This is a genomic window from Gottfriedia acidiceleris, assembly GCF_050457485.1.
Classification (GTDB): Bacteria; Bacillota; Bacilli; order Bacillales; family Bacillaceae_G; genus Gottfriedia; species Gottfriedia acidiceleris_D.
Map to the genome: position 1 here is coordinate 214,278 of NZ_JBCMJM010000001.1, position 12,190 is coordinate 226,467.

Sequence of the window (12,190 nt, forward strand, 5' to 3'; positions counted from 1 at the left end):
AAATATTTTTGCGAAAATGGAGGTCAAGTATGAAACTTAATTATGAAATTAATTTGGATGATTATATTGAATTTAATTTACATCATTTGAAACACTCAAAAGCTGTTCAAAAGTCGTTAATTAATCAACGAATTGCTGTGAGTTTAATCTATTTAGTAATACCATTTTTAATTTCCTTTCTTTTCAAACAACCGCTTTTTGGTTATTTACTTGCCTTTTCGTTAGCAGCCGTTCTTTGGTTCATTTATTTTCCAAAGTATTTCTACCGTTCATCAAAAAACAAAATGATTAAGCATTTAACTGAAAAGAACGATCAATCATTATTCGGTGAACATTCTTTAAAGGTAGATGAGAATGGGATCAAAGAAATTACACAATCAAGTGTTCATGAAATAAAGTGGGATGATATAGTTGAAATAAAAGGAACGAAGAATTATTTTTATATTTACTTTACAAGTATGCAAGCCATTGTAGTGCCACTAGAAGCAATAAAAGATGACATGGAGAGATTATTACAATTTTACAGGAAATATAATATTCAAGTTTTATATTGCTAGTTGAATAGTGTATTCTAGCTTCTAAAAGTTCAAGTTATTTTAGCTTGGACTTTTTTATTGTTACTTTTCATTCTTAATCAAGAAAGAAGAATTATGATAAAATGTAAAAAAAGGGGGTACTCACTTGGAGAATTGTATAAAGGTTTCAGTTCGAACGCTAGTTGAGTATGCTCATACAGCGGGAAGTATCAATGTAACATATAAAAGTTCGGTTTCTTTAATTGAAGGAACAAAGGCACACCAAAAAATCCAAAGAGAATATAGTGAACAGGATGTAAAAGAACGACCTATATCCGGCACCATATCTTTGGATCAATTGGTGTTTCAGATAGAAGGCCGTTGTGACGGATTATTACTGAAGGATGATCAATATATAATAGAAGAAATTAAATCAACAATGAAGGATTTGAATGAAATAAATGAAAATTCATATCCTGTTCATTGGGCTCAAGCAAAAGTTTATGGATATTTTATTTGTGAAGAACTACAGCTTGAAAAGATTACACTTAGACTTACATATATTAATATTTTAACTGAGCAAAAAATAAGCTTCGATCTTTTGTTTACAAAGGATGAATTAACAAAATACTTATACAAAATGCTAGAAATTTATTATCCTTTTGCAAAATGGAAATACGATCATATCGAGTTAAGGAATCAGACAATAAAAGCATTAAATTTTCCCTTTCCTTCTTTCAGAAAAGGACAAAGAAAATTAGCGGGTGCCGTATATCAAACGATTCAGGAAGGTAATAATTTATTTGCTGTTGCACCTACCGGAATAGGAAAAACGGTTTCAACTATTTTTCCAACTGTTAAAAGTATTGGTGAGGATAGTATCAATCGAATGTTTTACTTAACTTCTAAGACGATAACTAGGACTGTTGCTGAAGAAGCATTTAAGCGCATGACAGATCAAGGACTTTGTATAAAGTGTACGACGATTACAGCAAAAGATAAAATCTGTTTTAAAGAAGAGACGATGTGTCAAAAGGATTATTGTGAATTTGCCAATGGTTATTATGACAGAATTAATGATGCTGTTCTTGATATTCTTTCATCGGAAAAAGCGCTAACCAGAGAGAAAATAGAAGAATATGCACGAAAACATACAGTCTGTCCTTTTGAATACTCATTAGATTTATTAAATTCTTCAGATGCTATTATTTGCGATGTAAATTATATTTTTGATCCACGAGTTTCGTTAAAACGATTATTTGATGAACATAAACGAAGTTCAGTTTTATTAATTGATGAAGCACATAATCTTGTTGATCGTTCAAGAGAAATGTATTCTGCGAGTCTATTCAAATCTAAATTTTTAGAGTTGAAAAATAGATATAAAAATTTAAAAGATGAACTTTATGGAATAATAAATGAAATAAATAAGCGTTTTATTGAATTAAGAAAGAAATGGAAGGACGTTGTAAACCCTGTTTCAAAGGAAATAGATGGGGCTTTACTAGAACTTCTACATACATTCAATGAAATCGTAGAAATGAAATTACCGGAAATGGACGAGGACGAAAATAAACAACTTCTACTTGATACTTATTTTGAGTCACTTAACTTCGTCAAAATCGCAGAGTTTTTTGATGAAAATTACGTATGCTACTATGAACTATATAAAAGTGAAGTTCATTTAAAGTTATTTTGCCTTGATCCTTCTAAAGTAGTAAATGACGTAATAAAAAGATTTCGCTCAACAATTTATTTTTCAGCTACTTTAACGCCAATACAATATTTTCAAGATATGCTAGGTGATCAAAGTCGCGATTATACAATTTCAATCGATTCTCCTTTTCATAGAGAACAACTAGAAGTAACAATTGACCCTTTATCAACTCGATACCAAGATCGTGAAAGAAATTTAGAAAGATTAATTGATTCGGTTTATAAAGAAATTACGAAAAGAAAAGGTAATTATTTAGTTTTTTATCCATCATATCAATATTTAATTCAAAGTGTTGATTTATTTAAAGAGAAATACCCTAACATAAAAATAATCGTTCAAGAAAATGGTATGACTGAAATTGAGCGAGAAGAGTTCCTTTTACAATTTGATAGTCTTAATGAGGAAACGTTAGTTGGCTTTGCTGTATTAGGTGGAATATTTTCTGAAGGGATCGATTTAAAGGGTGATCGATTAAATGGTGTCGTTGTAGTTGGTGTAGGGTTGCCGCAGATTTGTTTAGAAAGAAATATTTTAAAGGAGCATTTTAATTCGGTTGGAAAAAATGGGTATTATTATGCATATGTCTTTCCGGGTATGAATAAAGTAATGCAAGCGGGTGGAAGAGTTATTCGATCTGAATCAGATGAAGGGACTTTATTACTAATTGATGATCGATATAGGAGCACACTTTATCAAAGTTTATTACCTGAAGAATGGAAATGAAAAGCCAATAATTAAATAACGAAAAAAAATGATTGATAATTATCAGAGTTTTTAATATACTTATGAATATAATTTAATAATCTTATCAAGAGCGGTGGAGGGACTGGCCCGACGAAACCCGGCAACTCTAGTGAAAACTAGAAAGTGCTAAATCCTGCAGGTGAAAAACCTGGAAGATAAGAGCGATATGTATATTTTGCGGACATAACCACTTCTTATTTTTTAGGAAGTGGTTTTTTATTTGACTAAAATGGGGGATTTATAATGACTAACACAAAAGAGGCTTTAAACACGAATAAAAAATCAATTGAAACAGTAGCTGTTCATGGAAGCAAAGGTTATGATCCATTAACTGGTGCGATTAGTTATCCAATTTATCAATCTGCTACTTTTAAGCATGCAGGACTTCATCAATCGACTGGATATGATTATGCAAGATTACAAAATCCAACTCGAGAAGAAGTCGAAAATACTGTTGCAAAATTAGAAAGTGCAAATTATGGTGTGGCATTTTCAACAGGAAATGCAGCCGTTACTGCAGTATTAAGCTTATTTAAAAAAGGTGACCACCTAATTGTTTCAGATGATTTATACGGTGGTACATATCGTTTATTCGAAGAAATTTATTCACCATATGGACTTGAGCATAATTTTGTTGATACTACTGAAATTGACAATATTCTTGATGCACTTAAACCGAACACAAAAGGAATTTTTATTGAAACACCATCAAATCCAATGATGAAAGTAACTGATTTAAAAAGAGTAGTAGAGATTGCAAAAGAACGAGATATTATTGTGATTGTTGATAATACATTTTTAACACCTTATTTCTTTAGACCAATTGAATTAGGTGCAGATGTTGTTGTTCATAGTGGAACAAAGTATTTAGGTGGCCATAATGATACACTTGCTGGCTTTGTCGTGACTAATTCAGAATATACGAATGAACGAATTCGTTATTATCAAAAATCAACAGGTGCAACATTAGCTCCATTTGACTCTTGGTTAATTTTAAGAGGAATTAAAACATTACATTTACGTATGGAATATAGTCAAAAAAATGCGATTGTACTTGCGAAATTTTTAGAAAATCATCCAAATGTTACTGAAGTGTATTATGTAGGCTTACCAACGCATAAAGGGTATTCAATTATTAAAGAACAAGCAACTGGATTTGGTGCGATGATTTCATTTAAAGTGAAAGATTTAAATTTGGTTGAACAGGTTTTAGGAAGCGTAAAAGTCATTACATTCGCAGAAAGCTTAGGTGGAGTTGAATCATTAATTACGTATCCACATACGCAAACTCATTCAGAAATGCCTGAAGAATTTAAAAGAAAGCTTGGTCTAGATGACCATACACTTCGATTATCTGTTGGTATTGAACATATTGATGATTTATTAAATGACTTAGAAAATGCATTGGGGTGATGAGGATGCAATTTGGAACAAAATTAATTCATAACGGAAATGAAATTGATCAGACAACAGGTGCATTAAGTATACCGATATATCAGACATCAACATTTCATCAATTTGATATAGAGAATTTTGGTAAGTACGACTATGCAAGAAGTGGAAACCCAACAAGAGAAGCGTTAGAAAATACAATTGCAAAGTTAGAAAATGGTGTGCGCGGTTTTGCGTTTTCATCAGGAATGGCTGCAATTTCATCAGTATTGTCTTTGTTCTCATCTGGAGATCATATTGTCATTTGTGAAGATGTTTATGGGGGAACATTTAGAATAGCGACAAAAGTATTAAATCGTTTTGGAATCGATTTTACTTTCGTAGATGCATCTAATCTACAAGAGATTAAAGCAGGAATAAAGCCAAATACAAAAGGACTTTATTTAGAAACACCGTCTAACCCTCTTTTGAAAATTACGGATTTGAGTAGTGCAATCAAAATGGCAAAAGAAAATGACATCCTTGTCATTGTAGATAATAGTTTTTTATCACCATATTTACAAAGGCCATTAGACTTAGGAGCTGATATTGTCGTTCATAGTGCAACAAAATTTATTGCAGGTCATAGCGATGTAATAGGAGGGCTAGCGGTCGTAAATTCAGAAGAACTTGCAAATGATTTATACACAATCCAAAATTCATTCGGAGCAATTTTAGGTCCACAAGACTGTTGGCTAACATTAAGAGGATTAAAGACGTTAAAAGTTCGTATGGATGCATATGAACAAACTGCATCAAAATTAGCAAATTGGCTTTTAGAACAAGAAGAAGTTGAGGATGTTTATTACCCAGGACTAAAAGATCACCCAGGTCACGATGTACATTTTGAGCAAGCTACTGGAGGAGGAGCAGTCCTTTCATTTACACTAAAAACGATTGAACAAACGACAAGTTTCCTACAATCAGTCGAAAACGTTGCAGTTGCAGTTTCTCTTGGTGGAGTTGAGACAATTGTTTCATATCCTGTAAAAATGTCTCATGCTGCAATACCGCTCGATGTTCGTGAAAGATTAGGCGTTAAAGATACATTAATAAGAGTGTCCGTTGGTTTAGAAGATATTGAAGACTTGATTGCAAGCTTTAAAAAAGCATTAAATGCAAGAGTAAGAGAAAAACAAGAAGTGCAGGAATAGGGAAAACGAATAATTTAAAAAGAGAATCTGTCATAGAACATGAACAAATTATAAACTAAAATCCCACAATGGAATATTTGTGGGATTTATTAATTTTATATTTTTTAATTTTGCATTTTTGAAGATGCATACATATGATGTAAATTTTAAGTAGTATAAATGATTTTATATTTACATGATTATGAAATGAATATTTCACCATCGCCAATTTCCTCTTGAATTACCTCAGCTGCACCAATAAGTGCCAAAGCGTTCCCAACTAACTGAATTGAATCAGAAAGCACGATTTTTCTTTGTAATTCAAGTAAATTTTGTTTATCTGAAGTGAACAATTGCTTAGAAACGTAAAAAGCTACAGATAATTGACCGGCTGTACCAATCCACATTCCCGATATAATATCTCTTTTCCCTTGAAAGATTGGATCTTTGTCAATTGAATATAATTTTGATAATGTTATCGTTTCATATAATTGTGCAACTGCCTTTACCCATGATGCAGCAACAATTTGTTTTTCAAGACTTGCTTGTAAACCGTCATCTTCTAAAGTATTTTTTTGATTTTGGTCTTTCCCTTCCTTTTCCTTGATATTTTCTTCTAGCATCTTTTCCATCTCCAATATAAAATATCTGTTATTTATATAACTATTCAACTTGGTGTGATTGTGATTCTATGTAATAGGATATTTTCGTATTTCAATCATTAACTTTTAGTTAAATTAGGATGAAATCAACAAATTGTTAAATTTTAAATAGTCTGATGTAAAATTAATTAATATTCAAGTTTGAATTGTCTAAAATTGGTTAAAAAAAGCTAATTGACAGATGGTGAATGATAATGAAAAGGTTTCACTTTGTTTATAAGCGAATATTTTTCGAAAAAAATACAAAAAATGTTCGTGTTTTTACTTGAAACGCATTCATATTGATGGTATTCTATTTTAGGTTGATCAAATGATATAAATTAAACCTTATTTGGAGGTATATATAGATGTATGATGTTATCGTGGTTGGAGCAGGACCTGCTGGAATATTTACTTGTTATGAATTAACTTTAAAAATGCCTAATGCTAAAGTACTACTTGTTGATAAAGGACATGATATATTCGCAAGACATTGCCCAATTTTACAAAAGAAAATTGAAAAATGTCCGCCAGCTGCAGGTAAAAAAGAATTTTCAGGTTGCTTACCAGCTTGCTCAATTACAAATGGTTTTGGTGGTGCTGGAGCATATTCAGATGGGAAATTTAATATTACTAGCGAATTTGGTGGATGGATGACAGATTACTTATCAGATTCACAAGTAGTTGAATTAATCAAATACGTTGATGAAATTAACTTAGAACATGGTGCAACTGAATCGATTACTGATCCATTAACAGAAGAAGTTAGAGATATTGAACGTCGTGGATACGCAGCTGGACTTAAATTATTACGTGCACAAGTTCGTCATTTAGGAACAGAGCAAAATTTAGAAATTCTAAAAAGCATTTATGAATATTTAAAAACAAAAATTGATATGAAATATAAAACTGAAGTAGAGGATTTATTGACTGAAAAGGTTGAAGGTACTCATATCATAAAGGGAATTAAATTAAAAAAAGGTGAAGAATTACATGCTGAGAAAGTTGTAATTGTACCTGGTCGTGATGGCTCAAAATGGCTAACTGATGTTATGAAAAAACGTCGTTTAAAAATGTCAACGAATCAAGTTGATATTGGTGTTCGTGTTGAGACTTCAAACGTAGTAATGGAAGAGATCAACAAGCACTTATACGAAGGAAAATTCGTTTTTAATACTAGCGTGGGTACAAAAGTCAGAACATTCTGTAGTAATCCATCTGGACACGTAGTAGTTGAAAATCATTCAGGAATTATGACTGCTAATGGTCATGCTTATAAGGATCCTAAATTAGGTAGTCCAAATACAAACTTTGCCTTATTAGTATCGCATCAATTCGCAGAACCATTTGATAAACCAAATGAATATGCGCACGAGGTTTCACGCCTTGCAAACATGCTTTCACACGGTGGAGTAATCGTACAAAAATACGGAGATATTTTAAAAGGTCGCCGTTCAACTGAAAAGCGTATTAAAGAAGGCTTTTTAGAACCAACTTTAAAAGAAGCAGTACCAGGGGATTTAGGATTAGTTTTACCATATAATACAATGAAAAGTTTAATTGAAATGGTAGAAGCATTAAATCATGTGACTCCAGGTATCGCTGCAGAACATACACTTTTCTACGGCGTAGAAGCAAAATTCTATTCAGCACGACCAAAGCTAAATGAACACTTTGAAAGCGAAATCTCTGGATTATATCTAGGTGGAGATGGAGCAGGGGTTACTCGAGGTTTAGCTCAAGCAAGCGCATGTGGCGTATGGATCGCGCGTGATATCATTACAAAAATCGGAAGTAAAGAAAAAGAATTAGTTACTGTTTAATACTTAATTAACAAACCTCTAGTGCATTGGATAGCATTAGAGGTTTGTTTTGTTAGACTAAACATTTAATTAATTATTTTGGTATTTGGCTTAATAAAGAATTAACGAGACTTTTTTGAAGAGGTATAATTTAATTAAAAACTAAAAGGTTTGTGATATCTTGAAATTAAAAACTAAATATAAAACTTGGATTCGTATCTATAAACTGCTTATATTTCTAGTGATTTCACTCAGCTTTCTTTCTATAACAATATTACCTGTTAATACATATGTGCGAGTTCTATCAGGAATTTTAGCGGTGCCATTTCTATATATAACATTTATACTTTCTTATTCTATGTACCAATTCGCATCCTTTGGAGGGAATTATCAGTCTAAAATACATGACTTAATTGTGTCCAAAGTGAGGTGGGATGGAGACGGAACACTTTTAGATATTGGTACGGGCAGCGGTTCGTTGATTATTAAAATCGCAAAGGCTTTTCCTACCTATGTATTAACTGGAATTGACTTTTGGGGGGACAATTGGGAATATTCAAAAGCGCAATGCCAGCAAAATGCAGAAATAGAAGGTGTTTCTCATCAGATTCATTTTCAGAAAGCAAGTGCATCAGAACTCCCTTTTAATGAGAATGAATTTGATGCCATTGTAAGCTGTCTTACTTTCCATGAAGTAAAAGATCGAAGTAATAAAACTGATGTAATAAAAGAGGCATTAAGAGTGTTGAAACCCGGTGGAAACTTCATCTTTTTGGATTTGTTTATGGATGAAAAAATATTTGGAGATGAAAAGCAGCTTTTAAGCGACTTAAAGAATTGTGGTATATCTGAATTAAACAGTTTTAGTCTTGATAAAGAAATGAAATTGCCCAAAATTTTATTGAACAAAAAAGTATTAGGAAATGCGGTAATTTTGATTGGAAGGAAATAAGATTTTAGCAATTTTAAAAGCGTATGAATCAAGAAAAGAAAAATAGTTGAATTTAATTGAATTTGCTTGAGAAAGAAAGTTTAGCAGAATTTAAATCGAAGTGATTTAAAAAATAAAAGTTAGGAGACTTAAAATGGAAGCCAAAGAGAAAATTTATTATAAGCGTGGCACAGAAGAATTAAAAAAGAAAAATATAAATGCACACAAACTTGTTCGAGAGTTTAATAATATAGATGTGGAATCGTTCGAAAGAAAAGAAGAAATATTGAAAGAACTGTTTGGGTCAGTAGGTGTAAATCCAAGTATTGAGCATAATTTTCATTGTGATTTAGGTTATAACATACATGTAGGGGATTATTTCTATGCAGGTTATAATTGTACAATCTTAGATATGGCAGAAGTAAAAATAGGAAATAACTGTATGATTGGTCCGAATGTAGGGATTTATACAGCAGGTCATTCGATAGAGCCTAAGGATCGAAATAAGAGCGGATATGCAATTCCGATCCATATTGGAGATGATGTGTGGATTGGAGGTAGTTGTACTCTTCTACCAGGCATTACGATTGGAAATAGCTCAATTGTAGCTGCAGGTTCTGTAGTTACGAAAGATGTACCTTCTAATACTGTAGTGGCCGGTAACCCTGCGAAAGTTATTAAAAGTATTGAAAATTAGATGAAATTATAAACATAATACAAATATAGATGAGGTAGATATAATGGATAATTGTGCAGATATTTTAATCGTGATCGATTTGCAAAATGGAGTATGTTTCAGCGGTGAGCATTTATTTGAATTGCAAAATTTAATTAATATAGTAAATAAAAGAATCTCATTATATAGAGAATTAAGTAAACCAATTATTTTTGTTCAACATTGTGATGAAGAATTAGTACCTGGAGAAGAACTTTGGGCTATTATTGCTAAGCTAGATGTTCGAGAACAAGATTATTTCATAAATAAAATACATGCAAATTCTTTTTTCAAAACAAACTTAAAAAATCTTTTAGATCAATTAGCAGTACAAAAAATAGAATTTTGCGGCGCCCAAACTGAATACTGTATGGATGCTACAATTAAATTTGCACATGGATTAGGTTATGAAAACTTCATGGTAAAAGGAGCAACCTCTACATTAAATAATCCATTCATGTCTTCAAAAGAGACAATTGATTTTTATGAAAAAATGTGGAACCATAGATTTATAAATTTTATAGAAGATAATCTTAAGATGGATTCTTTAGCAAAAAAATAATTATTCAAATTAAAGAGGCAGATGAGAAATACTCTCTAGGACTATTTAAAAATCTAGTGAATATAATTTAGTAGATTTGAATAGAAGTGGGGGGATATATATGAAAAGAGTTGCATTTTGCATCTTCTGTTTCTTTTTGTTGTTTTTATCTAATGTCTCAACCTCAAGTGCAACATCGCGCTATTTAGATCAAATAGATAAGAATAATCGTAAGGAAGTTAATTATTATGTTAAGAAATCAACATTGATTGTCGAACAAAAAGAATTTAGTTTAACAAATAAGGAAAAAAACACAAACGAAAATGTAGTGGCTATTGCTGCAAAATATGATACTGTAAGAGATCGTTTCTTTAAAACAGCGAATTATGATACGTATTTACTGGATGAAAAAACAGGAGAAATACTAGATCCAGGGAAATTTGTTTCATCGAAAATATATGATGAATTCATAAATCAACATAAAAATGATGGAGAAAATGATTTTAGATGGAAAAATTCATTAATCGTTTTGGCATTAATATTTATTACAATCATAATCATTCCAATTTTTGCTTCAAAATTAAATGAGTAATACGAAGGCTGTTTCGGCAGTCTTTTTATTTTGCTAAATAGATGATTAAATTGATAAAGGAAATATTATTAGGTTGAAATTTAGATTAACTAGTAGTATTTTTATTAGAAAACAAGTTAGGAGATAAGAAAATGATTCAGTCAATCGTTCATATCGCATTAGTCGTAAAAGATTATGATGAGGCTATTGAGTTTTATACGAAGAAACTTCATTTTAATTTAATTGAAGATACATATCAGCCTGAACAAGATAAGAGATGGGTAGTTATAAGTCCACCTGGTTCTTCTGGAACCACAATTCTACTTGCAAAGGCATCGAAACAAGAGCAAGTGCCATTCATTGGCAATCAAGCTGGTGGGCGAGTTTTTCTATTTTTAGGAACGGATGGTTTCTGGAGAGATTATGACGAAATGATTTCAAAAGGAATTGAGTTTGTAAGAGAACCGAAAGTAGAAGATTATGGCACGGTTGCGGTATTTAAAGATTTATACGGAAATTTATGGGACTTAATACAATTCAGTGATAATCATCCACTTGCAAAAAGAATAAAGTAAAAGTTTACTTGATTTTTAAAAATTAATTGAGTAATAACAGTTAAACGCCATTTTTTTGAAGGTGAATACAGAATTTATAAAGTAATTAGAAGAACCTTCATTTTGCTGAAGGTTCCCAATTTTTTTTTATTAATTTCACAAACATTATAAATGGAATAAATGCATAAATAAAAAGACAATAGGAGGAATCATTAATGAGGGTAGAAGATTTAAAGTATTACATTTCTTAATCCCCAATATACTTAGGCCTGACGCTATAATTAATATACCTCCGACGATGGTCACTTCATTTAAAAGATCATTGCTTAAGGAATTCTTCATTAGTATTGCAATTAGATAGATGGAACCTTGCCATGTAAATAAAGCAATTCCAGCAAAAATGATTCCAATCCCAAAAGTAGATGCTAAAACAATCGAAGTAATACCATCCAACGTACCATTTGCAAGGAGGTATGTATAATCTCCTTTTAACGCTGCTTCTACTGGTCCTAAAATCGATAATGTTCCAATACAAAATAATAAAATAGCGGTTGATAACCCTTCAGCCAAATTACCTTTAGAATATTTATTAACTAAACTATTAAATCTTGATTCCAACTTGAGTTTTTGCCCAATTAATCCACCTATGGCTAAACTTACAATAAAAAGCACTGGATATTTGCTGGAAGGCAAATGTTGTACTAGTGAGTTTATCCCTAATCCTAAAGCTACTAATCCCATCGCCTGCATAAGAATTTCATGGTATTCATCTTTTATCCCTTTTTTAAAGATGCTTCCGATCAAGCTCCCGGCTATAATCATCAATGTGTTAAAAATCGTGCCAAACATAATTCTATTTCTCCTTTTTTTAATAGTATATTAATAAAAAATAAAC

General features: G+C 31.4%; 12 protein-coding genes and 1 riboswitch. Of the genes, 10 read left to right on the top strand and 2 right to left on the bottom strand.

What is annotated here, in order from left to right:
* Positions 1-29 precede the first annotated feature (29 nt).
* From ABEY15_RS00975 to ABEY15_RS00990, 4 genes are all read left to right on the top strand, one after another.
* The gene (locus ABEY15_RS00975; protein ID WP_429887840.1) at positions 30-557 is read left to right on the top strand and encodes a YcxB family protein; all 528 of its coding nucleotides are present in this window, start codon (positions 30-32) and stop codon (positions 555-557) included.
* A gap of 124 nt (positions 558-681) precedes the next feature.
* The gene (locus tag ABEY15_RS00980) at positions 682-2,955 is read left to right on the top strand and encodes an ATP-dependent DNA helicase (protein ID WP_429887841.1); all 2,274 of its coding nucleotides are present in this window, start codon (positions 682-684) and stop codon (positions 2,953-2,955) included.
* 79 nt (positions 2,956-3,034) lie between these two features.
* A riboswitch (SAM riboswitch) is annotated at positions 3,035-3,138 on the top strand.
* Positions 3,139-3,219: 81 nt separating this feature from the next.
* On the top strand, positions 3,220-4,389 hold the full coding sequence (locus ABEY15_RS00985; RefSeq protein WP_429887843.1) for a trans-sulfuration enzyme family protein: 1,170 nt from the start codon (positions 3,220-3,222) through the stop codon (positions 4,387-4,389).
* 5 nt (positions 4,390-4,394) lie between these two features.
* Entirely contained in the window at positions 4,395-5,561 is a 1,167-nt protein-coding gene (locus ABEY15_RS00990) for a trans-sulfuration enzyme family protein (RefSeq protein WP_429887844.1), read from the top strand.
* Between the two features lie 179 nt (positions 5,562-5,740).
* On the opposite strand, the gene ABEY15_RS00995 is transcribed toward ABEY15_RS00990, so the two are convergent.
* A complete protein-coding gene (locus tag ABEY15_RS00995; protein ID WP_429887846.1) occupies positions 5,741-6,163 on the bottom strand; it encodes a hypothetical protein in 423 nt (140 codons plus the stop codon).
* 386 nt (positions 6,164-6,549) lie between these two features.
* On the opposite strand from ABEY15_RS00995, the gene ABEY15_RS01000 reads away from it, so the two are divergent.
* From ABEY15_RS01000 to ABEY15_RS01025, 6 genes are all read left to right on the top strand, one after another.
* On the top strand, positions 6,550-8,004 hold the full coding sequence (locus tag ABEY15_RS01000; RefSeq protein WP_429887847.1) for an NAD(P)/FAD-dependent oxidoreductase: 1,455 nt from the start codon (positions 6,550-6,552) through the stop codon (positions 8,002-8,004).
* Positions 8,005-8,161: 157 nt separating this feature from the next.
* On the top strand, positions 8,162-8,935 hold the full coding sequence (locus tag ABEY15_RS01005) for a class I SAM-dependent methyltransferase (protein WP_429888233.1): 774 nt from the start codon (positions 8,162-8,164) through the stop codon (positions 8,933-8,935).
* Between the two features lie 133 nt (positions 8,936-9,068).
* Positions 9,069-9,611 carry a sugar O-acetyltransferase gene (locus tag ABEY15_RS01010; RefSeq protein ID WP_429887848.1) on the top strand — a complete coding sequence of 181 codons (543 nt, stop codon included), beginning with the start codon at positions 9,069-9,071 and terminating at the stop codon, positions 9,609-9,611.
* 43 nt (positions 9,612-9,654) lie between these two features.
* Positions 9,655-10,191, top strand: coding sequence for a cysteine hydrolase family protein (locus ABEY15_RS01015; protein WP_429887849.1), 537 nt, complete (start codon positions 9,655-9,657; stop codon positions 10,189-10,191).
* A gap of 100 nt (positions 10,192-10,291) precedes the next feature.
* A complete protein-coding gene (locus tag ABEY15_RS01020; protein ID WP_429887851.1) occupies positions 10,292-10,762 on the top strand; it encodes a hypothetical protein in 471 nt (156 codons plus the stop codon).
* A gap of 131 nt (positions 10,763-10,893) precedes the next feature.
* A complete protein-coding gene (locus ABEY15_RS01025) occupies positions 10,894-11,316 on the top strand; it encodes a VOC family protein (RefSeq protein WP_429887852.1) in 423 nt (140 codons plus the stop codon).
* 144 nt (positions 11,317-11,460) lie between these two features.
* Here the strand turns inward: ABEY15_RS01025 and ABEY15_RS01030 are convergent, their stop codons facing one another.
* Entirely contained in the window at positions 11,461-12,144 is a 684-nt protein-coding gene (locus tag ABEY15_RS01030; protein WP_429887854.1) for a DUF554 domain-containing protein, read from the bottom strand.
* Positions 12,145-12,190: the final 46 nt, after the last annotated feature.